The following is a 22,193-nucleotide window of genomic DNA, read 5'->3' on the forward strand; positions in this document are numbered from 1 at the left end:
TCAGTCGACCGCATGGCCGTAGTCGACCGAACCGGCCGGCGCGGGCGTCGTCGCCGAGGTGGAGACCGCGCCGACGCCGTCGCGGTCGGGCGCGCCGACCAATAACCCGGAGGCGCCGTCGGCGGCCAGCGACCAGCCGTACCGCTGCCCCGGCTGGGGCGGGACCGGCAGCGCGGCCACGGTTCCGTCGACGGTGGTGGTGTGGACACCCCCCGTCGCCCCCTTCGTGTAAGGGTGGCCCATGGCGAGCCGCCCGTCGCCGGTGAACGCCAGGGCCCAGCCGAGACCGGTCGTGCCCGGCACGGTGATCGCCCTGGCGGGGGAGAGGTCGGCCCAGAGCTGGACCATGCCGGCGTCGCGCGGCCCGGCGAGCGGGGCGCCCGCGGCCAGGTAGGAGACGCCGCCGATCCGGGTGGCCGCCAGCGTCCAGCCGAAGCGGTTGCCCGCCTCCTCCGGCACGTCCTTGGTCGCCTGGCCGAGGTCCCACTTCCTGGTCGTGTACGGCGCCCCCGACAACACGTCCTTGATGACGACGACCGTCCCGGCGTCGACGATGCCGCTGGCGACCTGGATCCCCGTGCCGTCGTCGTCCTCGTAGGGCACGCCGACGGCCAGGTCGGGGCGGGCGGGGTCGCCGTGGAAGGCCAGCGACCAGCCCCACATGTCGCCGACCTCGCCGTTGCCGATCATGCCGTCGGACTCCTGGTTCAGCCGCGCCTGCCCCCGCGGGGAGAACAGGTGCACCGCGCCGGCGTCGGTCAGCGGGTCGTCGGCGTGGGGTTCGCCGACCGCCAGCACCCAACCGCCTGGCAGGTCGGCCGCCGCCAGCGACCAGCCGAAGTGGGCGTCCTCGCGCGGGTCGCGCGCGGTCAGGGTCTGGACGCCCCCCGCGCCGAACACGTAGACCGCGCCCTGGTCGTCGTCGCCGGCGTAGGGGGCGCCGACGACGACGTCGAGGCAGCGGTCGCCGTCGACGTGGGCGGTGGCCACGGCCCAGCCGAAGCCGGTGTTGGTCTCGCCGCCGGGGGGTCTGAGGGTCTGGCCGCCGAAGGCGACGGTCTCGGCGAAGGGGTCGCCGACGGCGTGGGTCGTGGCGGGGCAGGGGGTGGCGGAGGCCGTACCGGAAGGGACGAGCGCGGACACGAGCAGCAGGGCGGCGAGCAGCCGGGTCACAGGGCCACCTCCAGGCCGCCGCCGAACTGGAGCCGGGCGGGGACGCGGTCGTCGGGGAGATCGAACACGAGCATGCCGTCGGAGCGCCCGCCGGGCCGCAGCCCGCTCGGCAGCGGCGTGGAGAGGCGATGGGGCCGGTAGGCCGTGCCCGAGGCGTCGAGCAGCACCGGCGTGGCCGTGATCCCGACCAGTTCGCCGCCGGTGTTGACCATGCTCCACGGGATCACGCAGAACGCCCCCTGCGCGGCCGTGACGCCTTCGTAGTCGGGGAGGCCGCACCGCGGATCCCTGGTGACGACCAGGTCCACCCCGAACCCGGCGCCGACGGTGATCCGCTTGGCGACGTCGCCGCCGGCGGCCTCCTGCGCGGCGATCTGCACGGCGGTGCGCGGCTCGTTGTCCCCCGACACGACCAGCACCCCGACGCTGACCACGAACGCCACGAAGATCACCACGGCCGCGATGAGCCACCGGTCGGAACGCGACCGTGGTGGTTTCAACGGGGGTTCCGTGGAGGTGTCCGGGCCGGTTGAGGCGACGACGGTGCGGTCGACCCGTTCGGCGACCGGCTCCGCCTGCTCGGCGGGTTCGGGGAGGCTCTGCTGGAGGGTCCGGTTGAGTTCCTCCACCGGAATCAGCGGCTCGGCCCGCCGGACCTCCGGATCACGGGCCGAGACCGTCGGCAGGGCGCCGCCGACCAGGGCGATCAGCAGGTCCTGGGCGGTCGGGCGGCGGGTCGGGTCGGGATCGGTCGCCAGGCGGACCAGCTCGTTCAACGGCTCGGGGAGCGCGCCCAGGTCGGGGCGGCTGTTCAGGACACGGGCGGCCAGGGTCACCATGTTGCCCTGGCCGTAGGGGTGACGGCCGGTTCCCGCGTAGGCCACCAGGCAGCCCCAGGCGAAGACGTCGGTCCACGGGCTGACCGGCTCGCCGCGCACCTGTTCGGGCGCCCACCAGCCGGGGCTGCCGAGCAGCTCCCCGGCCTGGGTGAAGTCGTGGGAGGCGTCGAGGGCGCGGGCGATGCCGAAGTCGATCACGCGGGGCCCTGACAGGGACAGGATCACGTTCGCGGGCTTCAGGTCGCGGTGCACCAGGCCGGCCACGTGGATGGCCGCCAGGGCCGCCGCCACGCCCAGGGCCACGCCGTGGAGCGGTCCCGGCTCAAGCGGGCCCTCCTGGGCGATCTGCCGGTTGAGCGGGGTGCCGGCGATGTACTCGGTCACCATGTAGGGCCGCCCGTCGGCGGTGGTCCCGTTGTCCAGCACCTGGGCGGTGCAGAACGAGGCCACCTTGCGGGCGTTCTCGACCTCGCCGTGGAAGCGGGCCGCGAAGGCGTCGTCGGCCAACTGGGAGCGGACCACCTTGAGGGCGACCAGGCGGTCTTCGGCCACGGCCAGGTAGACCGTGCCCATGCCGCCCTCGCCCAGGCGGCCCAGCAGCCGGTAGGTCCCGATCGCGGCGGGATCGTCGGGGCGGAGCGGCTCGGCGCCGGTCGGTTCCATCTGGGGGCTCTCCTACGGCCTGTGCGAGTTCATGAACACTTCGAAGCAATCGCCAGCATGGATTGCCCGTGGGGGGCGCGAACAGGTAAATCGACGCGTTCGCATGCCCGACACTGGTTGCATGAGTCTGCTCGGGCCCGTTGAGGTGCGCACGCTTGCGGAGAAGTTGAACATCCGGCCCACCAAGAAGCTCGGGCAGAACTTCGTCATCGACGGCGGCACGGTCCGCAAGATCGTCAGAGTCGCCGAGGTGTCGCCCGACGACGTGGTGATCGAGGTCGGGCCGGGGCTCGGGTCGCTGACGCTGGCGCTGCTCTCGGAGGTCGCCGAGGTGGTCGCGGTCGAGATCGATCCGGTGCTGGCGGGGCAGCTCCCCGAGACGGTCACGGTCATGCTTCCTGATTACGCCGACCGCCTGAGGGTCGTCCAGGCCGACGCTTTGCGCATCACTCCGGATGACCTGCCGGCCCGGCCGACCGCGCTGGTCGCCAACCTGCCCTACAACGTGTCGGTCCCGGTCGTCCTGCACCTGCTGCAGATCCTGCCCGAGCTGCGCCGGGGCCTGGTGATGGTGCAGTCGGAGGTCGCCGACCGCCTGGCCGCCCGGCCCGGCTCCCGCGTCTACGGGGTGCCGTCGGTCAAGGCCGCCTGGTACGCCGACGTCCGCCGCGCGGGCCCGGTCGGGCGCAACGTCTTCTGGCCGGCCCCCAACGTCGACTCGGGCTTGGTCTCTCTCGTCCGCCGTGAGCCGCCCGCCACCACCGCCAGCAGAGAAGAGGTGTTCGCCGCGATCGACGCCGCGTTCGCCCAGCGGCGCAAGACCCTGCGCGCCGCCCTGGCGGGCTGGGCGGGCTCCCCGGCGCTGGCCGAGGAGGCGCTCGTGAAGGCGGGCGTCGACCCGCAGGCCCGGGGCGAACAGCTCGAGGTGGCCGACTTCGCCCGGATCGCCGAACACCGCCGCTAGGCTCCCGTCACGTGATTACCGTGCGTGTGCCCGCCAAGGTCAATCTTCAGCTCTCCGTCGGCCCGCTCCGCGACGACGGCTTCCACGACCTGGTCAACGTCTTCCAGGCCGTCTCCCTGTTCGACGAGGTCACCGCGTCGGAGTCAGACCGGGTCGAGGTCGTCTGCGACCACGCCGACGTGCCGCTCGGGGCCGACAACCTGGCCGTCCGGGCCGCCCACGCGCTCGCGCCCGGCAGGGGCGTCCGGCTGGAGATCAAGAAGACCATCCCGATCGCGGGCGGCATGGCCGGGGGCAGCGCCGACGCCGCCGCCGCGCTCGTCGCGTGCAACGCCCTGTGGAACCTGGGCAAGACCCGCGAGGAGCTGATGGAGATCGGCGGCACGCTCGGCAGCGACGTGCCGTTCGCGCTGCTCGGCGGCACCGCCGTCGGCGTCGGCAAGGGCGAGGTCCTGACGCCGATGGAGGTCTCGGGCACCTTCCACTGGGTGTTCGCGCTGGCCGACGGCGGCCTGTCGACGCCGCAGGTCTACGGCGAGTGCGACCGCATCAGGGAGGCCACCGGCGAACAGGCCGCCTGGCCGACCCTGAGCGACCCGCTGGCCAAGGCGCTGGCCGAGGGCGACGCCGCGGCGCTCGGGGCCGCGCTCGTCAACGACCTGCAGCCCGCCGCCGTCATGTTGCGCCGCTCCCTCCACCGCACCCTCGACGAGGGCCGGGAACTCGGCGCGCTCGGCGCGCTCGTGTCGGGCTCCGGGCCGACGTGCGCGTTCCTGGCCGCCGACGAGATGCACGCACGGGAGATCGCCGTCTCGCTCACCGGCTGCCGGGAGGCCGTCGTCGCCTCCGGACCGGTGCCGGGAGCCACGATCGTCTAGATAGGCTTGGCGGGCGATGAATCTGGTCAATCTCGAATCCGTCTCCCATGCCTTCGGCCCGAAGGCGCTGCTCACCGGGGTGTCGCTCGGGGTCGAAGCGGGCGAGCGCATCGGTGTCGTCGGGCGCAACGGTGGCGGCAAGACCACCCTCGTCTCGATCATCGCCGGTGAGCTCACCCCCGACAGCGGGCGGGTCACCCACACGCGCAACCTGCGTGTCGGGGTGCTCGCCCAGCGCGACCTCTTCGACCCGAACGCGCCGATCCGCGACATCGTGCTCGGCGAGAAGGCCGAACACGAGTGGGCCGGCGACGCGCAGGTCCGCGAGATCCTCGCCAACCTGCTCGGCGACCTCGACCTGTCGGCCCACGCGGGCGCCCTGTCCGGTGGCGAACGCCGCCGGACCGCGCTGGCGAAGCTGCTCATCGGCGACCACGACCTGATCGTGCTCGACGAGCCCACCAACCACCTCGACATCGAGGCGATCGCCTGGCTGGCCGGCCACCTGTCGGCCCGCAAGTCGGCCCTCCTCGTCGTCACCCACGACCGCTGGTTCCTCGACGCCGTCTCCACCCGCACCTGGGAGGTCGTCGACGGCACCGTCGAGCGCTACGAGGGCGGCTACGCCGCCTATGTGCTGGCCAAGGCCGAACGGGCGCGCATCGCCCAAGCGGCCGAAGACCGGCGGCAGAACCTCATGCGCAAGGAGATCGCCTGGTTGCGGCGCGGCCCGCCCGCCCGCACGTCCAAGCCGAAGTTCCGCATCAACGCCGCCGAGGCGCTGATCGCCGACGTGCCCCCGGCCCGGGAGACCGTCGAACTGCTCAGGTTCGCGACCGCGCGCCTCGGCAAGACCGTGTACGACCTGGAGAACGTCACCCTCCACGCGGGCGGCCCGAACACCGGCCCGCTGGTGCTCGACCACTGCACCTGGCAGTTCGGCCCCGGCGACCGCATCGGCCTGATCGGCGTCAACGGCTCGGGCAAGTCGACGGTGCTCCGCCTGCTGTCCGGCACGGTCACGCCCGACGAGGGCGAGCTGGTCCAGGGCCGCACGGTCAAGCTGGCCCACCTGTCGCAGGAGCTCGCCGAGCTCGACCCGACCCGGCGCGTACTGGAGACGGTCGAGGAGGTCCGCAAGTACATCACCGTCGGCAAGAAGGAGTGGACCGCCTCCCAGCTGCTCGAACGCCTCGGCTTCAAGGGCGAGGCGCAGTGGAAGGTCGTCGGTGATTTGTCGGGCGGCGAGCGGCGGCGGCTCCAGCTGCTGAGGCTGATCATGGACGAACCCAACGTCCTGCTGCTCGACGAGCCGACCAACGACCTCGACATCGAGACGCTGACCGAGCTCGAAGACCTGCTCGACGGCTGGCCCGGCACGCTCGTCGTGGTCAGCCACGACCGCTACTTCCTGGAGCGGGTCTCCGACCGCACGGTCGCGCTGCTGGGCGACGGCCGGTTGTCGATGCTGCCGGGCGGTGTCGACGAATACCTGGAGCGCCGCGCCGCCGGAACCGCGGTGTCGGCCCGCGCCGCGTCGGCCGAGCCCGTGGCCGCCGTGGGTGAGGCCCCGGCCGAGAAGAAGGTCTCCCAGAAGGAGCTGCGGGAGCTGCAGAAGGAGCTGAGCCGGCTGGAGCGGCAGCTCGACAAGCTCTCGGAGCGGGAGGCCAAGGTGCACGCCCAGATGGCCGAGGCGGCCAGCGACTTCGAGAAGCTCGGAAAGCTCGACGCCGAGCTGCGCGACCTCGGGGCCCAGAAGGAGGCCACCGAGCTCGAATGGATGGAGCTCGCGGAGCGCATCGGCGAATAGCCAGGGAAAAGAGAAGGAGCCCGGTTGGCCGACCGGGCTCCTTCTTTTTGCTTCAGATGACTTGGGGCACCAACCGAGTCATCTCAGCACTACGTGGTTGGAAGATCAGACGATCTTGCCGGACCAGAGAGCCGCCGCCACCTTGTAGACGCCGTAGGTCTCACCGTCGAAGTACGGGGAAACCGAGGTGTCGTAGCGCTTGTTGCCGTCGGTGTCAGCGACACCGATGGTCACGCCGTTGAGGTAGCCGAGGCGACGGGCGCTCTTGTACTGCGACAGCCACGACGAGCCCAGCGAGCCCTCGCCCGTGAAGGACGACTTGACCCCGATGATCTCCTCAGCCTTGATGTCCGAGGCCTTGGCCGCGAACGTCTTGCCGTAGGTCCACTTCAGGGTGTGGCCGGTGAACGCGTGGTTCCCGTCCGGGTGCTTGCCGCTCGGGTAGCCGAAGACGTAGACCGACTGGCCGACCTTCTGGTTGTACGCCAGACCCTGGCCACCGACGTTGTCACCGAGGCGACCGACGTCCTTGAGGCCGATGGACAGAACGATGCCCTTGACCTTGTAGTCCAGGTCGTAGTTGATCCAGAAGGTCCGCTTGACGTACTTCCAGACGGGGCCGGACTTGTACGAGTAGACGAAGGTCTTGCCGTCGTTCAGCCAGTACGAGTCGCCGTCGTCCTGGACACCAGGAGGCGAGCGGAACTCGGCCTGGCTGATGAACGTCTCGTTGACGCCGAGGCCGGACACGAAGGTGGTGGTCTTCGGGTCGTCGTTCTGGCCGGGGACGTTCTTGAACTTCCAGTGGCTGACTTCGACCTTCTTGCTCTCCGGCGAGCCGACCGGAACGATCTTCCAGTGGTCGATGTACTCGATGATCTCGAGCTTGGAGTAGCCGGTCTCCTTCTTCGCCTCCAGCTCAGCCTTGGCCTTCTCGGCCAGGGCCTTGGTGGGGTAAGGCTTGGAGACCCAGTCGACGTCGGTGCCGCCGGCGACGGGGAGCACACCGTTGTACACGTTCACGAACGCGTAGTTGCGGTCGCCGTCCTCGTAGACGTCGAAGTCGTAGTGCGTGAAGGCCTGCTTGCCGACGTAGATGCCCCACGGGGTCTTGCCCTGGTAGTAACCGGGGATGAAGACCCACTTGTCGAGGGTGGCCTTGTTGGACGTCGTGTCGTAGACACAGTGTCCAGCGGTGGCGACGAGGTTCTTGTAGGCGCTCTGGAGCGAGGTGCCGGTGCACCAGTGCGGCTGGCCGTCAGCGCCGATGAAGAACACCTTGCCCGTGGTCTTGGGCAGGTTGACGTTCTTCGAGACGCTGGTGGTCTTCTTCTCGTCACCGATGGCCGGGACGACGCCGGGCTTCGTGTCGGCGGTGGGACCACCGGTCGACACGTGCTTGCCGACGACCTGAGTCTCGACGTCGTAGGGCGTGGCGCCGATCAGGTTGGCCTTCGCCTCGCCGTACCAGAAGGCCGCGACCTGCTGAGCGGCAAGGTTGGTGTTGGCCAGGCTGTCGGAGGCGACGTCGCCAGCAGCCTGCGCCGGAGCGGCCACGACCGCGGAGGCAAGCAGCCCCGCGCTCAGACCGCCCAGAATGAGCGTGCGCTTCATGTGGAACTCCCAGGTCTGTCGTGGGACGTCACTTGCGCCCCATGCGTCAGGAAAGGAACGTTCAAGAAGCTATAAGACGGGATGAGGGTGTGAAAGCAAAAAGACCAACTGCCCGAGGCGGCTGGGGTGTGGAAAGTTGCTGTAAACCTGTGGGGTTCCTGTGAAGATTCCGTTATTTCCGCTGATCGTGGGGCATGTCGTTTGGTCACCCCATGGATCGATCCAGCTCGGGTGTGTGACGTAAATCACACCCCTCTGGAGGGAACCGGAAAGCGGGTCAACCCCGTCTTAGTCCGTCACGACTACGCGGAGTCGCTGGTGTCGAACGGCACGAGAAGGGTGCGCAGGAGCCCGGAAAGATCTTGCTGCTGCTGCCGGCCGAGGGCCGCGAGCAGCTCCTGCTCCCGCCTGAGCAGGTCGGCGAAGGCCGCGTCGACGCGTTCGAGCCCCTTGGTGGTCAGTCGCACGAGCACGCCGCGCCGGTCGTCGGGGTCGGGGTTGCGGGTGACGAATCCGGCGGCGGCCAGCCGGTCGATGCGGTTGGTCATGGTCCCGGACGTCACCAGAGTGGCCCGCAGCAACGCCCCCGGGCTCATCTCGTAGGGGGAGCCGGCCCGGCGCAGCGCCGTGAGGACGTCGAACTCCCAGGGCTCCAGCCCGTGTTCGGCGAAGGCGGCCCGCCTGGCCCGCTCCAGATGACGGCTCAGCCGCGACACGCGGCTCAGCACCTGGAGAGGCGTCACGTCGAGGTCGGGGCGCTCCTGCCGCCAGGCCGCGACGAGCCGGTCGACTTCATCCTCGGCTGAGCTCATGGATGACGAGTCTAGCTTTTCTTGACGTCAAGACATCTCTCTTGATATCAAGTATCTTTATGTCGAGAGATAAGCCGCAGCGCGCCGACGCCAGGAGGGAAGGCGTCGGATATGAGCGCGAGGACCGCCGCGCCGGAGGCGCGGCCATGACACAGTGGGATCCTTCGGTCTACGGCCGGTACGCCGACGAGCGTTCCCGGCCCTTCTACGAGCTCACCGCGCGGATCAGGGCCGAAGACCCCGGCTACGTCGTCGACCTCGGCTGCGGCACCGGAGACCTGACCGTGTCGCTGGCCGCCCGCTGGCCCGACGCCCGGATCCACGGGGTCGACTCCTCGCCCGAGATGATCGCCAAAGCCCCCGAGGGCGCCACCTTCGAGGTCGCCGACGTGCGCGACTGGCGTCCGGCCGAGCCGGTCGACGTCATCGTGTCGAACGCGCTGCTCCAGTGGGTGCCCGAGCACCGGGAACTGCTCGTGGGCTGGGCCCGGGAGCTCAACCCGGGCGGGTGGCTGGCCTTCCAGGTGCCGGGCAACTTCGCCGCGCCCAGCCACCAGGTCGTCAGGGAGCTCTGCCGGAGCCCCGAATGGGCCGCTGAGCTGGCCGACCTCGCCTGGCGCGACCCGGTCGACTCCGCGGCGGACTACCTGGAGCTGCTGGCGGCCGAGGGCCTGACCGTGGACGCCTGGGAGACCACCTACGTCCACGTCCTCCAGGGCGACGACGCGGTGCTCCGCTGGGTCACCGGCACGGCGCTGCGCCCCATGCTGACCCGGTTGGCCCCGGAGCGCCGGGAACGGTTTCTCGCCGACGCCGGCCGGCTGCTCGGGGAGGCCTATCCCCGTCGCGACTACGGCACCCCGTTCGAGTTCCGCCGCATATTCACCGTGGCGCACAAATGATCATTCGTATTCGGTTTGCGGGCATTCATTGGTGATGGACGTAGACACGCCCAGGTGTCCCCTTCAGGTGAAATCGCAGGCCGCAGCGCGCCGACGCCTGGACTGACGGAGCGCCGGGAGCGCAGCGACCAGAGCGGAGGAGGGAAGGCGTCGGATAAGAGCGCGAGGACCGCCGCGCCGGAGGCGCGGCCATCGAATAGGCGATTTGTTCACCTTCAGGTGGCATCATGGCCGCAATTCGGCCGTGTCGCGTTTACCTGGAGGTGCTGGTGGCGATCGAGATCGAGGACAAGTTCGATGTCCCAGACGAGTTCGTGGTGCCGGATCTGCTCGGCGTGAAAGGCGTCGAAGCGGTCTCCGGGCCGAAATCCCACCAGCTCGTGGCCGTCTACTTCGACACTCCCGATCTGCGGCTCGCCGCGCGGGGCATCACCCTGCGGCGGCGCCGCGGGGGCGACGACCCCGGCTGGCACCTGAAACTGCCCAAGGCCGCCGGGGTGCGGCAGGAGATCCAGCTGCCGCTCACCCGCAGCGCCAAGGTGGTGCCGGCCGACCTGGCCGCGCAGGTGCTCGTCTACACGCGGGGCCACGCGCTGGTGCCGGTCGCCGAGCTCGACACGAAGCGGTCGGTGACCCGGTTGCTCGACGGTGACGAGCAGGTGCTCGCCGAGGTGGCCGACGACCGCGTCAAGGGGACGGTCTACGGCGACGTGCCGCGCGTCGAGCGGTGGCGCGAGGTCGAGGTCGAGCTCGTCAAGGGTGACGAGGCGCTGCTGAAGCGGGTGGGCAAGCGGGTGATCAAGGCGGGGGCTGTCACCGGCGGCTCCGCCAACAAGCTGGGGCGGCTGTTGGGCGAAGCCGTACAGGAACTGCCGAAGTCGCCTGCCGAGGGGACGGTCGGCGCCGCGGTCTTCGCCTACCTGCGGAGCCAGACCGACGCGCTGATCGCGCAGGACGGCCGGGTGCGGCGGGCCGAGGAGGACGCCGTGCACAAGGCGCGCGTGGCGTGCCGGCGGATGCGCAGCGCGTTCAAGGCCTTCTCCTCGATCGTGACCGAGTCGGACGTGCTCCAGGAGGAGCTGCGCTGGCTCGGCGAGGTGCTCGGCGAGGTGCGCGACCTGGAGGTCATCCAGGCCCGCTTCGGCAAGGAGCTCGACGGGCTCGACGACCACCTGATCGTCGGCCCGGTCCGGACCCGGCTGCTCGACGACCTCAAGCTGCAGGAGGAGGAGGGCTACGAGCGGGCCCGCGAGGCCATGACGAGTGAGCGTTACTTCGCCCTGCTCGACGCGCTCGACGAGCCCTACGTCTTCACCGGCCGCGCGACCCGCGAGGCCGGGCCCGAGCTGGCCAAGATCGTGGCCAAGGAGTGGAAGCGGGTGCACCGCAAGCACGCGACCGCCCAGGCCATCGACGACCCGCACGAGCGCGAGATCGCCATGCACGACGTGCGCAAGGCGGCCAAGCGCGCCCGCTACACCGCCGAGGCGGCAGGCATGGACGACGAGGCCGCCCGCGCCGAGGCGATCCAGGAGGCCCTGGGCACCTACCAGGACGGCGTGGTGGCCCAGGAGACGCTGGAGAAGGAGGCCGCGAAGGCCCGCGAGGCCGGCGAGGACACCTTCACCTACGGCGTGCTGGCCGGCCTGGAGCGCGCCGCCGCCGAACGCGCCCGTGACCGTTTCCCCAAGTTGTGGAAGAAACTCAGGTGACGTAACGGTCGACGCTGACCAGTTCGCCCTCTGCGTGGTGGAGGACGGCGAATCCGCCCTTCTTGAGATGGGTGTCGCCGATCCTGCCCTCGGAGAGGTCGTCCAGCAGGTCGGGGAGGACCTTGCCGTGGCTGCAGAGCGCCGTCGGCTCGGTCAGTTTGCGGACCAGCCGCAGGGTGTCCTTGGGGTCGTAGCCGGGCTCGGAGAGCAGCTTCTCCTTGCGGATCGGCAGGCCCGTGGCGGTCGCGTAGGGCTTGAGGGTCTGGGTGCACCTGCGGCTGGGGGAGCTGACCAGGTGCCGGGGCGCGTAGGCGGCCAGGGCCGCGGCGACCACGTCGGCCTGGGCCAGGCCGTCGGCGTCGAGCGGACGCCGGTCGTCGTGGCCCTTCCACTCCGAGCGGCTGCCGGCCAGGCCGTGCCTGACCAGGATCAGCGGCACCGTCACCAGCGGGGCCGCCGTCAGCGCCCGCAGCAGACCCGCGTCCCACTCGTAGGTAAGCCGGTCGCGGGCCTCGCCGAGAGACATCCAGACGACCTCGTCGACCTCGTCGACCGCCGTCAGGTCGTCTTCCGCGCTGACCCGCGCGGCCCAGTAGTCGACCCGTTTGAGGCGGCCGTCCTTCAGGTAGTGGACGGGCGGCAGCGAGCGGCCCAGCACGACCGACAGGCCGGTCTCCTCCCGGACCTCGCGCAGCGCTCCGGCGATGACGTGCTCGCCCGACTTGAGTTTGCCCTTGGGGAACGACCAGTCGTCGTACTTCGGGCGGTGCACGACCGCCACCTCGGGGGAGGACTCGTCGCCGCGCCAGATCACGGCGCCGGCGGCGTGGATCACGTCGGTCATTTGCCGTCGTCCACGGTCCGCCAGCGTCGCGTGCCGATGAGATGCTGCTGCAGATCGGCGCCGCCGTTTTGGCGAAGCCAGCGGCCATCTGAGGTAAGCCACCATGTGTCCGTCCCGTCGGAGAACGCGCGGTCGAGCAGGTCGGCGATGTAGGACCGGTGTTGTGCACCGGTCACCTTCACCAGGGCCTCCACCCTTCGGTCGAGGTTGCGTCGCATCAGGTCGGCGCTGCCGATCCACATCTCGGGCCGCCGTCCGCCGCCGAACTCGTAGATGCGGGAGTGCTCCAGGAAGCGCCCAAGGAGGCTTCTGACCCTGATCGTCTCCGACAAACCCGGCACACCGGGCCGGAGCGTGCAGATGCCGCGCACCCACAGGTCGATCGGCACGCCGGCCTGCGAGGCCCGGTAGAGGGCGTCGATCACGGGTTCGTCGACGAGCGAGTTGGTCTTGATCCGGATCCGGGCCGCGCGGCCCGCCTTGTGGTGGGCGATCTCCCGGTCGATGCGGGCCAGCAGGCCCTGCCGCAGCGAGTGGGGCGCCACCAGCAGCCGCCGGTAGGCGGAGTGGTTGGAGTAGCCGGTGAGGTGGATGAACAGGTCGGTCACGTCCTCGCCGACCAGCGGGTCGGACGTGAGGAGGCCGAAGTCCTCGTACATGCGGGCGGTCTTCGGGTTGTAGTTGCCGGTGCCGATGTGGCAGTAGCGGCGCAGTTCGCCGTTCTGCTCCTGGCGCACGACCAGGGCCAGCTTGCAGTGGGTCTTCAGGCCCAGCACGCCGTAGACGACGTGGCAGCCGGCCTTCTCCAGTTTCCTGGCCCACGAGATGTTGGCGTGCTCGTCGAACCTGGCCTTGATCTCGACCACCACGACGACCTGCTTGCCCGCTTCGGCGGCGTCGATGAGGGCGTCCACGATCGGGGAGTTGCCGCTGGTCCGGTAGAGCGTCTGCTTGATCGCCAGCACCTGCGGGTCGGCCGCGGCGTGCTCGATGAAGCGCTGCACGCTGGTGGAGAAGCTGTCGTAGGGGTGGTGCAGCAGGATGTCCTTCTCCCGCAGCATCGCGAAGATGTCGTCGTCGGCGTGGATCACCTCGGCCGGCACGAACGGCCGGTAGCTGAGCTCGCCCCGGTTGTGGGTGGGCCCGAGGTCGGCGATCGTGTGCAGCCCCGACAGGTCGAGCGGGCCGGGCACCCGGTAGATCTCGTGGTCGTGTACGCCCAGCTCCTCGACCAGCAGATCGAGCACCTCGGGCGTGATCGTGTCCTCGACCTCGATGCGGACCGGCGAGCCGAACCGGCGGCGGCGCAGTTCGCGTTCGAGGGCCTGCATCAGGTTCTCGGTGACGTCCTCGTCGACGTCGAGGTCCTCGTTGCGGGTGACCCGGAAGACGTGGTGCTGGACGATCTCCATGCCCTTGAAGAGCTGGCCGAGGTGGGCCGCGATCACGTCCTCAAGCGGCACGAACCGGTCTTTGGCCACCTTCACGAACCGGGGGAGCTGCTGGGGCACCTTCACCCGCGCGAAGACCGTGTTGCCGTTGACGGGGTTGCGGACCGTGACCGCCAGGTTGAGCGACAACCCCGAGATGTTGGGAAAGGGGTGGGCCGGGTCGACGGCCAGTGGCGTCAGCACCGGTCGGATCCGCTCCCGGAACAACTTCCGCATGACCGTGCGCTCGTCGCGCCCGAGGTCGGCCCAGCGGACGATCTCGATGCCCTCGGCCACCAGCTCGGGCACGATCGCCTTGTGGAACAGGGCGGAGTGGCGCTGCACCAGGACGTTGGCGATCCCGTTGATGCGCTCCAATTCGTCGCTCGGCTTCAGCCCGCTCTGCGCCCTGAGCAGGAGTCCCGTGGCCATCCGCCGTTTGAGGCCCGCGACCCGCACCATGAAGAACTCGTCGAGGTTGGTCGCGAAGATCGCCAGGAACCGCACCCGTTCGAGCAGGGGGAGCTTGGGGTCCTCGGCCAGTTCGAGCACCCGTTCGTTGAACTGGAGCCAGCTCTCCTCTCGGTTGAGGAATCGCTCGTGAGGGAGGGGAAGTTCCTCCGGGGAGATGGGCACGGAAATTTCGGCGGACATGTCCTGAATATGCCCGAGTTTGTTGAACGACGTGTTAACTTCCCCGCAACGAAATCGCCAGTCTCAGGCTTCACTCTCGCGGGCACGTGCGAGCTTCTCGTTCTCTCTCGCCTCGCGGGCGCGGATCTTCTCCTGCTCCCGCCGGAGCTTCTCGGCCTCCTTGGCCTCGCGCTCGCGCTGCTTCTCGGCCTCGCGCCAGAGTTTCTCCTGCTCCTTGCGCTGACGGCTGAGCTCTTTGGGGTCGGTCACGGGGCCGGGCGGTAGTGGCGGCGCCAGCACCAGCCCCCGGGAGGCGTTGGTCAGCGCCGGGGCCGGGTCGAGGTCGCTCAGCCCGTTCCAGCACAGGTTCACCAGGTGGGCGGCGACCGTCTCACGGCTGGGTTTGCGCACGTCGAGCCACCACTGGCCGGTCAGGGCGACCATGCCGACGAGCATCTGGGCGTACATGGGGGCGGTCTTGGGGTCGTAGCCCCGGCCGGCGAACTCGTCGGCCAGCACGTCTTCGACCTGACTGGCGATGTCGCTGATCAGGCTGGCGAAGGTGCCGGTGCCGGAGGCGGCGTGGGAGTCGCGGACCAGGATCCGGAAGCCCTCGCTGCTCTCCTCGATGTACTGGAGCAGCGCCAGGGCGGCCCGCTCCACTTTCACTCGCGCGTGGGTCGCGGACAGGGCCTGGGTGACGAGGACGAGCAGGCGCTGCATCTCGCGGTCGATGACCACGGCGTAGATGCCTTCCTTGCCGCCGAAGTGCTCGTACACCACGGGCTTCGACACGCTGGCGTGTGCGGCGATCTCCTCCACCGAAGTGCCGTCGAAGCCCTTCTCCGCGAAGAGGGAGCGACCGATCTGGATCAGCTGCTCGCGCCGTTCCGCGCCCGTCATTCGCCTGCGGGATCTGGATTCGGTCACGGCACCATAATGGCGGGCCGTGAGAGTGACGGCACAAGCACGCCCTCGCACGGCCCTCGATATGGACTAGGCAATGCGCTTCGCCGCCAGCCGCTCTGGATTGGGCCACCGCACGTCATAAGCCCAGCCGAAGCGCTCGAAGATCTTGATCAGACCGGCGCTCAGATCGATCTGGCCCTTCAGCACGCCGTGCCGCGCGCAGGTCGGGTCGGAGTGGTGCAGGTTGTGCCACGACTCGCCGAACGAGGGCAGCGCCAGCCACCATACGTTGCGGGACTTGTCGCGCGACTCGAAGGCCTCGTCGCCGAAGACGTGGCAGATCGAGTTGATCGCCCAGGTGACGTGGTGGAGCAGGCCGATGCGGACCAGGGTGCCCCAGAAGAAGGCCGTCGCGGCGCCCTGCCACGACCAGGTGATCAGGCCGCCGAGGATGGCCGGCAGCACCATTGAGGTGATCGCCAGCACCGGGAACATCTTGTGGAACTTCACGATGTCCGGGTCTTTGACCAGGTCGGGGGCGTACTTCTCGCGGTTGGCGCGCTCGGCTTCGAACAACCAGCCCATGTGGGCGTAGAGCAGGCCCTTGGTGACCGCCCAGAACGAGGTGCCGAAGCGCCACGGCGAGTGCGGGTCGCCGTCCTTGTCGGAGAACTTGTGGTGCTTGCGGTGGGTGGCGACCCAGTCGAGGACCGACATCTCCAGCGACATGCTGCCGGCGACGCCCAGGGCGATCTTCAGTGGCCGCTTGGCCTTGAAGGAGCCGTGGGTGAAGTAGCGGTGCAGGCCCACCGTCACACCGAGACCGGTGAACATGTAGAAGACGAACGCGATGGCGATGTCGACCCAGCTCAGCCAGCCCCAGGCCCATGCCACCGGCACCGCGAGAGCCAGCGCCACCAGGGGCAGGCCCACCACGACGCCGAAGGTGATGATCTCGGGAGTGGTCTTCCGCTCGGGGTCCATGTCGGGTTTGGGCTGCTTGGGGGCCGGGCGCTCGGAGACTACGGTCATGAAGTACCTCGCGATCTGTGGTAGGTAGTGCCGGTTACGCCACCGTAACCTACGCCATCGTAAGTTAGGAAGTGCTCAGTCGAGAATGGGGGGAAGGTGTATCGTGGGCGGCCATCTCATGGCGCGAAACTGACTTGCGGGAAAAGCTGCTGGTCTGCTATGGCGTGGCGCGTTCCGGAAGTGACGCTTAACCACCACCCTTTCCTCGGGTGTGCCCGGTAAGCTTGGTGGCGATCCGGCGTTGGGTAATTGGCAGCCCGCCAACCTTTGGAGTTGGTTTGTCCTGGTTCGAGTCCAGGCGCCGGAACCAAATCGGGTCTCGGGTAAGCTCACGTTGTCGAGCGGGTGACCGTGCGGCATCCGTCAGCTGACCGTTTCGTTCGCGGATCCGAGGGAGCTCCCACAGTGAGTGCGCCGCGCCCGGCCGCCGTCATCGTCCTCGCCGCCGGCGAGGGCACCCGGATGAAGTCCACCACCCCCAAGGTCCTCCACGAGGTCTGCGGCCGCACGCTCGTCGGCCACATGCTCCACGCGGCCCAGGAGCTCGACCCCGAGCGGATGATCGTGGTGGTCGGACACGCCCGGGAGCAGGTCCAGGGTCATCTGTCGGCGGCGTTCCCGGCGGTCGTCCCGGTCGTCCAGGAACAGCAGAACGGCACCGGCCACGCCGTGCGGGTGGTGCTCGAGAACGTCGGCGTGATCGACGGAACGGTCCTGGTCGTGTACGGCGACACGCCCCTCCTGCGCGGTTCCACGCTGGCCGGGCTTCTCGAAAGGCACGCCGCCGACGGCAACGCGGTCACCGTGCTCACCGCCCACGTGCCCGACCCCACGGGCTACGGCCGCATCGTCCGCGGCGACGACGGCGCGGTGCTCGCGATCGTCGAGCACAAGGACGCCACGCCCGAGCAGCTCGCCATCGACGAGATGAACTCCGGCGTCTACGCCTTCGACGGCGCCCTCCTGGCCGATGCCGTCAAGCGCGTGTCGAGCGCCAACTCCCAGGGCGAGGAATACCTGACCGACGTGTTGTCGATCCTCCGCGAGGAGGGTCACCGCGTCGGCGCCCACGTCGCCGCCGACCACGTCGAGGTCGAGGGCGTCAACAACAAGGCCCAGCTCGCGTTCGTGCGCCGGGTCCTCAACGACCGCATCCTCCACGACCACATGATCAACGGTGTGACGATCGTCGATCCGGCCTCGACCTGGATCGACGCCGATGTCACGCTGGAGGCGGACGCGGTGATCCACCCCGGCACCCAGCTCCACGGCTCGTCCTCCGTGGGCGCGGGCGCCGAGGTCGGCCCGGCCACCACGCTGACCGACACCGTCGTCGGCGCGGGCGCGGTGGTCCGCAACGCCGTCTGCGACTCGGCCGAGATCGGCCCCGGCGCGTCGGTGGGCCCCTTCGCCTATCTGCGCCCGGGAACGCGGCTGGGCGCGAAGGGCAAGATCGGAACCTACGTCGAGACCAAGAACGCCGTCATCGGCGCCGGCTCCAAGGTGCCTCACCTGAGCTACGTCGGCGACGCGACGATCGGCGAGGGCGCCAACATCGGCGCCGCGACCGTCTTCGTCAACTACGACGGCGTCGAGAAGCACCACACCACCGTGGGCGACCACGCCCGCGTGGGCAGCGACACCATGCTCGTCGCGCCGGTGACGATCGGCGACGGCGCCTACACGGCCGCCGGCTCGGTGATCGTCAACGACGTCCCCCCCGGCGCGATGGCCGTGGCACGCGGCCGCCAGCGCAACGTCGAGGGCTGGGTGATCCGCCGCCGGTCCGGCAGCAAGTCGGCCGAGGCGGCCCAGCGGGCCCTCGAAGAAGGTTCATAACAGTTCAAGGCGCGGGTAGACCCGCGTATCACTCGGTTTCCCCGGGGCCAGGAGGAGCAAGTCGCATGAGCGGGATCCAGACCATGGGCCAGAAGAACCTGATGTTCTTCTCGGGCCGGGCATACCCACAGCTTGCCGAGGAGGTCGCGCGCAACCTGGGGGTGGAGATCACCCCGACCTCCCTGCGTGACTTCGCCAACGGAGAGATCTACGTCCGCTACCTTGAATCGGTCCGGGGCTGCGACGCGTTTGTGATCCAGAGCCACACGGCTCCCATCAACCAGTGGATCATGGAACAGTTGATCATGGTGGACGCCCTGAAGCGGGCGTCGGCCAAACGGGTGACCGTCATCATGCCCTTCTTCGGGTACGCCCGGCAGGACAAGAAGGGCCGCGGCCGCGAACCCATCACCGCGCGCCTGATGGCCGACCTGTTCAAGCAGGCCGGGGCCGACCGGCTCATGTCGATCGACCTGCACACCTCGCAGATCCAGGGCTTCTTCGACGGCCCGGTCGACCACCTGTTCGCCATGCCGATCCTGATCGACTACCTGCGCGACAAGATCGACCCGGCGACGACGACGATCGTGTCGCCCGACACGGGGCGCGTCCGCCTGGCCGAGCGGTGGTCCGACGCGCTGGGCACGCCGGTGGCGTTCATCCACAAGCGGCGCGACCTGGACGTGGCGAACCAGGTGAAGGTGAACGAGGTCGTCGGCAAGGTGCGCGGACGCACCTGCGTGCTGATCGACGACATGATCGACACGGGCGGTTCGATCTGCAAGGCGGCCGACGCGCTCTACGAGCACGGGGCGACCAATGTGATCGTGGCGGCGACCCACGCGGTGTTCTCGGATCCTGCGGTGGACCGGCTGAAGAACTCGGCGATCTCCGAGGTCATCGTGACGAACACGCTGCCGATCTCGGAGGAGCAGCGCTTCGACAAGCTGACGGTGTTGTCGATCGCCCCGCTGATCGCCCGGGCCATCACCGAGGTCTTCACCGACGGTTCGGTGACGAGTCTGTTCGAGGGTGACTCGTAGATCTTGAGTCCTGACGGGCCGATCGGTGACTCACCGGTCGGCCCTTTCATTTGCGGTGGCAGCGCCTGAACTTCCTGCCGGAGCCGCACGGACAGGCTGCGTTCAGCGTTCGCGACCGCTCTATTTGTGCGTCTTGGTAGTGCTGGTGCCTGGTTCCATATGTCGCCGCCGCGATGTCCAGGGCGCGGTTCAGGAGCGGGAGAGCCTCGTCGGGCATCCCCATGCGCCGTTTGGTGACCGCGACGTTCGTCAAGTGGTGGGCGACGTCCGGGTGCTTGGGACCGAGGATGGTTTCGGTGATGGTGAGGGCGCGTTGCTGGTGGGGGAGTGCGTCGGCGGCGCGTCCCAGCTCGCGCAGGATGGCACCGAGGTTGGCGAGCCGGTGCGCGACCTTGGGATGGTCGGGCCCAAGCGTGGTTTCGGTGATGGTGAGGGCGCGTTGCTGGTGGGGGAGTGCGTCGGCGGCGCGTCCCAGCTCGTACAGGCTGGCGGCGAGGCCGGCCAGCCGGGCGGCGAGGTTGGGGTGGTCGGGACCCAGGGTGGTTTCCGCGATGGCGAGGGCGCGCTCGTTGAGGGGGAGCGCGTCGGCCACGCGTCCCAGCGCGCACAGGACGGAAGCGAGGTTGGTCAGCTGGTGCGTGATGTTCGGGTGGTGGGGGTCGAGGGTGGTTTCGGCGATGGTCAGAGCGCGTTGCTGGTGAGGGAGTGCGTCGGCGGCGCGTCCCACCGTGCACAGGCTGGCGGCGAGACCGTCCAGGCGGGCGGCGACCTCGGGGTGCTCGGGGCCGAAGGCGGTCTCGGTGACGGTGAGGGCACGCTCGTTGAGAGGGAGCGCGTCGGCGGCGCGACCCATTGTTCGTAGACAGGCGGCGAGGGTGGACAGGTACTCGGCGACGTTGGGGTGGTCGGGGCCGTAAGTGGTTTCGGCGATGTCGAGGGCGCGCTCGTTCAGGCCGAGGGCCTCTTCGGCCCGCCCCAGCGTCCACAGCGTGGTGGCGAGGTTGGCGAGCCGGGCGGCGACGTGCGGGTGGCTGGGGCCGAAGGCGGTTTCGGTGATGGTGAGGGCACGCTCGTTGAAGGGAAGTGCGTCGACAGTGCGTCCAAGTGCTCGCAAGGTGATGGCGAGGTTGGCGAGTTGGTCGCCGACGTCGGGATGGTCGGCGCCGAGGGTCGTTTCGGTGATGGTGAGGGCACGCTGCTGCAGGGCGAGTGCGTCGGCGGCGCGCCCCAGCGACCACAGGGTGGAGGCGAGGTTGGCGAGCCGGCTGGCGACGTCGGCATGGTCAGGGCCGAGTGCGGCCTCACAGATGCGTAACGAACTGCACGCCAGTGAGTGTGCCGCTGCCGCGTTTCCCTGGGTCAGCTCGAAGATCACTGCCTGATTCAGGATGGCGCCGAGTGTCTCGGAACCATCTTCGGCGGCGGCCAAGGCGAGAACATGTGGTGTCAGGCGACGCCAGAAGGACCAGCCTGCGACATTCTGCTGTGGGTTCTCCGGCAGAGCGGCGCTCACGAGATCCAGCGCAGGTTCGCGCATTCCTCTCGACTCGGCCGATTCGGTGGCGCGCAGGACGGCTTGAACGAGGCGATGCATGCTGATCGCATCGTCGGTCAGCGTGATCATGCTGTAGGAGGCGAGAAGGCCCAGCAGCTCGTCCGTCTCGTCTTCGTTCCACTCGGTCGGAAGGATCTCCCGGGGGATGTCGTCGGGAGCGTAGTGCGCGAGCAGGTGGAGCAGCCCGACAGCCGTCGGGTTGCGTTTGGCGATGGTTTCGAGAGTGATCCGCCAGAGCCGGTCGATGGTGGTGTAGGCGGTGCTGCCGTCTCCGGTGGCGGCATGCATCTTGGCCGGTTGGGCCTTCAGCTTCGCCAGGTAGCGGTCGAAGGTGACTCCCGTTTGGTGGATGTAGGCCGAGGCCTGCTCCAGAGCCAGTGGCAGATTGCCCAGTTCGGTGGCGATGGCCTCCGCCACGGCTCGCATCTCGGCGGAGGTCCGGCCGGTCAGTCCGGTGAGGAGGTCGGTGCCGGATTCCGGCGCGAGGACGTCGAGTTTGATCGGGATGGCCAGGCGGTGCCAGCCGATGTCGCGGCGGCTGGTGATCAGGACGTGGCCGTGGTTCAACTGGCCCAGTAGCGGCTGGATGTCATCGGCGTTCTCGACGTTGTCGAGGATCAGCAGCCAGCCGCGATGAACCTGGAGCCAGGTGATCGCCCATTCGACGGCCCGCTCGGTGGACTCGGGCTCCTGCCCGGTGAGGCGGCGGGTCAGGGCGGCGAGCCCGGCGTCGAGTCGTCGTGGATCGGCAGCGGTGATCCACCAGCGGAGGACGTAGCGGGCCCGGCTCGCGTGGGCGTGGTGGAGGGCGAGTTCGGATTTACCCACTCCGCCCAGCCCGTAGACGCTCTGGGTGATGACGACGTTGGCGTCGCCCGTCAGGGCATCGTCGAGGTCGCGCAGTGCTTCGCCACGGCCCACGAAGATCGTGGCGGGAGGCCGGGGAAGGTTGTTCAGGCCGGTGGCCGCCGTCACCGAAGCGGCCCGGGGGAGGCCGCTTGGTGCGGTCACCTTGTCGAGCAACAGCCGGGTGTCGGCCTGCCGGAGAAGCTCGGGAAGTCCTCCACGTTCGGCGGCGACTTCCCGGACGGAGGACTCGACGGCCTCGGCCACGATTCGGGCCACGTCGTCGACGGTCAGATCGTGGTCTGCCAAGACCGCCGCGGCCGTTCGGCCCGATAAGGGGCCGCGTTGGATCACCGCTTCGGCCAGCGGCTCGAAACGCGCCACGAACAGGTCCTTGAAGACGACGGCGGAACTCTCGGGGGCCGCGAACCACGCCGAGTCGGTCAGCAGCATGCCGACCGCTTCGGGGACCGGTGCGGGCAGGCTCGCCTCGAACTTCGCGCGGGCCTTCTTCAGGACCGCCTGGACGTCCGGCTCGGCGAACAGCCGCTGGCTGCCCTTGGCCAGCGCTTCTTCCGCCAGCCATCCGAGTAAGAATTCGATCACCGTGCCCCCTCCCTCCGGCCACTCAGTGTGACAAATCGGGTGCGGCTTGGGGGGTCGTTCGTGCCGTTAGGCTAGGGGGAGTGCCTGTA

16 protein-coding genes and 1 tRNA gene are annotated in these 22,193 nt (G+C 69.3%); 8 read left to right on the forward strand and 9 right to left on the reverse strand.

The window, feature by feature from the left end:
- Complete coding sequence (locus GT755_RS33630) at positions 1 to 1,173, reverse strand: FG-GAP repeat protein (RefSeq protein WP_161483602.1); 1,173 nt, start codon at positions 1,171 to 1,173, stop codon at positions 1 to 3.
- Positions 1,170 to 2,675 (reverse strand): serine/threonine-protein kinase, encoded by a 1,506-nt coding sequence (locus GT755_RS38870; RefSeq protein WP_202610818.1) that lies wholly within the window; start codon positions 2,673 to 2,675, stop codon positions 1,170 to 1,172. The genes GT755_RS33630 and GT755_RS38870 overlap by 4 nt, the downstream gene beginning before the upstream one ends.
- 103 nt (positions 2,676 to 2,778) lie before the next feature.
- Here GT755_RS38870 and rsmA point away from each other — a divergent pair, with 103 nt between their 5' ends.
- Genes rsmA through GT755_RS33650 form a run of 3 tightly spaced genes read left to right on the forward strand, consistent with a single transcriptional unit; the run spans position 2,779 to position 6,327 of the window.
- On the forward strand, positions 2,779 to 3,639 hold the full coding sequence (rsmA, locus tag GT755_RS33640) for a 16S rRNA (adenine(1518)-N(6)/adenine(1519)-N(6))-dimethyltransferase RsmA (protein WP_235967952.1): 861 nt from the start codon (positions 2,779 to 2,781) through the stop codon (positions 3,637 to 3,639).
- A 14-nt stretch (positions 3,640 to 3,653) separates the two neighbouring features.
- Positions 3,654 to 4,517 carry a 4-(cytidine 5'-diphospho)-2-C-methyl-D-erythritol kinase gene (locus GT755_RS33645; RefSeq protein ID WP_161483728.1) on the forward strand — a complete coding sequence of 288 codons (864 nt, stop codon included), beginning with the start codon at positions 3,654 to 3,656 and terminating at the stop codon, positions 4,515 to 4,517.
- A gap of 16 nt (positions 4,518 to 4,533) precedes the next feature.
- On the forward strand, positions 4,534 to 6,327 hold the full coding sequence (locus GT755_RS33650) for an ABC-F family ATP-binding cassette domain-containing protein (RefSeq protein WP_161483604.1): 1,794 nt from the start codon (positions 4,534 to 4,536) through the stop codon (positions 6,325 to 6,327).
- A gap of 105 nt (positions 6,328 to 6,432) precedes the next feature.
- On the opposite strand, the gene GT755_RS33655 is transcribed toward GT755_RS33650, so the two are convergent.
- Both GT755_RS33655 and GT755_RS33660 read right to left on the reverse strand, forming a co-directional pair.
- Positions 6,433 to 7,941, reverse strand: coding sequence for a trypsin-like serine peptidase (locus GT755_RS33655; protein ID WP_161483605.1), 1,509 nt, complete (start codon positions 7,939 to 7,941; stop codon positions 6,433 to 6,435).
- Between the two features lie 302 nt (positions 7,942 to 8,243).
- Entirely contained in the window at positions 8,244 to 8,753 is a 510-nt protein-coding gene (locus GT755_RS33660) for a MarR family winged helix-turn-helix transcriptional regulator (protein WP_030452001.1), read from the reverse strand.
- A gap of 59 nt (positions 8,754 to 8,812) precedes the next feature.
- On the opposite strand from GT755_RS33660, the gene GT755_RS33665 reads away from it, so the two are divergent.
- Positions 8,813 to 9,655 (forward strand): trans-aconitate 2-methyltransferase, encoded by an 843-nt coding sequence (locus GT755_RS33665; RefSeq protein WP_235967954.1) that lies wholly within the window; start codon positions 8,813 to 8,815, stop codon positions 9,653 to 9,655.
- Between the two features lie 227 nt (positions 9,656 to 9,882).
- Entirely contained in the window at positions 9,883 to 11,367 is a 1,485-nt protein-coding gene (locus tag GT755_RS33670; protein WP_202610820.1) for a CYTH and CHAD domain-containing protein, read from the forward strand.
- Here GT755_RS33670 and GT755_RS33675 read toward each other — a convergent pair.
- From GT755_RS33675 to GT755_RS33690, 4 genes are all read right to left on the reverse strand, one after another.
- Complete coding sequence (locus tag GT755_RS33675; RefSeq protein ID WP_161483606.1) at positions 11,360 to 12,211, reverse strand: NUDIX hydrolase; 852 nt, start codon at positions 12,209 to 12,211, stop codon at positions 11,360 to 11,362. The two genes, GT755_RS33670 and GT755_RS33675, sit on opposite strands and share 8 nt — an antisense overlap.
- Positions 12,208 to 14,295 (reverse strand): RNA degradosome polyphosphate kinase, encoded by a 2,088-nt coding sequence (locus GT755_RS33680; protein ID WP_161483607.1) that lies wholly within the window; start codon positions 14,293 to 14,295, stop codon positions 12,208 to 12,210. Before GT755_RS33680 ends, GT755_RS33675 begins: the two co-directional genes overlap by 4 nt.
- A gap of 63 nt (positions 14,296 to 14,358) precedes the next feature.
- On the reverse strand, positions 14,359 to 15,204 hold the full coding sequence (locus GT755_RS33685; protein WP_328794708.1) for a TetR/AcrR family transcriptional regulator: 846 nt from the start codon (positions 15,202 to 15,204) through the stop codon (positions 14,359 to 14,361).
- Positions 15,205 to 15,270: 66 nt separating this feature from the next.
- Positions 15,271 to 16,215 (reverse strand): acyl-CoA desaturase, encoded by a 945-nt coding sequence (locus GT755_RS33690; RefSeq protein ID WP_161483608.1) that lies wholly within the window; start codon positions 16,213 to 16,215, stop codon positions 15,271 to 15,273.
- Between the two features lie 234 nt (positions 16,216 to 16,449).
- On the opposite strand from GT755_RS33690, the gene GT755_RS33695 reads away from it, so the two are divergent.
- The 3 genes from GT755_RS33695 to GT755_RS33705 all read left to right on the forward strand — a co-directional run bounded on the left by GT755_RS33695 (position 16,450) and on the right by GT755_RS33705 (position 19,097).
- Positions 16,450 to 16,525: transfer RNA gene (locus GT755_RS33695), tRNA-Gln, on the forward strand.
- 95 nt (positions 16,526 to 16,620) lie between these two features.
- Complete coding sequence (gene glmU, locus GT755_RS33700; protein ID WP_161483609.1) at positions 16,621 to 18,054, forward strand: bifunctional UDP-N-acetylglucosamine diphosphorylase/glucosamine-1-phosphate N-acetyltransferase GlmU; 1,434 nt, start codon at positions 16,621 to 16,623, stop codon at positions 18,052 to 18,054.
- A 65-nt stretch (positions 18,055 to 18,119) separates the two neighbouring features.
- The gene (locus GT755_RS33705) at positions 18,120 to 19,097 is read left to right on the forward strand and encodes a ribose-phosphate diphosphokinase (RefSeq protein WP_030451992.1); all 978 of its coding nucleotides are present in this window, start codon (positions 18,120 to 18,122) and stop codon (positions 19,095 to 19,097) included.
- A 46-nt stretch (positions 19,098 to 19,143) separates the two neighbouring features.
- Here the strand turns inward: GT755_RS33705 and fxsT are convergent, their stop codons facing one another.
- Positions 19,144 to 22,104, reverse strand: coding sequence for an FxSxx-COOH system tetratricopeptide repeat protein (gene fxsT, locus GT755_RS33710; protein WP_161483610.1), 2,961 nt, complete (start codon positions 22,102 to 22,104; stop codon positions 19,144 to 19,146).
- Positions 22,105 to 22,193 lie beyond the last annotated feature (89 nt).

The sequence above is a fragment of the Herbidospora solisilvae genome (assembly GCF_009901565.1).
GTDB lineage: Bacteria > Actinomycetota > Actinomycetes > Streptosporangiales > Streptosporangiaceae > Herbidospora > Herbidospora solisilvae.

Excerpts from the sequence above, each read along its gene's own strand:
- GT755_RS33675 (WP_161483606.1), bottom strand. The coding sequence starts at position 12,211 with ATGACCGACGTGATCCACGCCGCCGGCGCCGTGATCTGGCGCGGCGAC.
- GT755_RS33705 (WP_030451992.1), top strand. The coding sequence starts at position 18,120 with ATGAGCGGGATCCAGACCATGGGCCAGAAGAACCTGATGTTCTTCTCG.
- GT755_RS33665 (WP_235967954.1), top strand. The coding sequence starts at position 8,813 with ATGTCGAGAGATAAGCCGCAGCGCGCCGACGCCAGGAGGGAAGGCGTC.
- GT755_RS33670 (WP_202610820.1), top strand. The coding sequence starts at position 9,883 with ATGGCCGCAATTCGGCCGTGTCGCGTTTACCTGGAGGTGCTGGTGGCG.
- rsmA (WP_235967952.1), top strand. The coding sequence starts at position 2,779 with ATGCCCGACACTGGTTGCATGAGTCTGCTCGGGCCCGTTGAGGTGCGC.
- GT755_RS38870 (WP_202610818.1), bottom strand. The coding sequence starts at position 2,675 with ATGGAACCGACCGGCGCCGAGCCGCTCCGCCCCGACGATCCCGCCGCG.
- GT755_RS33650 (WP_161483604.1), top strand. The coding sequence starts at position 4,534 with ATGAATCTGGTCAATCTCGAATCCGTCTCCCATGCCTTCGGCCCGAAG.
- GT755_RS33680 (WP_161483607.1), bottom strand. The coding sequence starts at position 14,295 with ATGTCCGCCGAAATTTCCGTGCCCATCTCCCCGGAGGAACTTCCCCTC.
- GT755_RS33690 (WP_161483608.1), bottom strand. The coding sequence starts at position 16,215 with ATGACCGTAGTCTCCGAGCGCCCGGCCCCCAAGCAGCCCAAACCCGAC.
- GT755_RS33655 (WP_161483605.1), bottom strand. The coding sequence starts at position 7,941 with ATGAAGCGCACGCTCATTCTGGGCGGTCTGAGCGCGGGGCTGCTTGCC.
- GT755_RS33660 (WP_030452001.1), bottom strand. The coding sequence starts at position 8,753 with ATGAGCTCAGCCGAGGATGAAGTCGACCGGCTCGTCGCGGCCTGGCGG.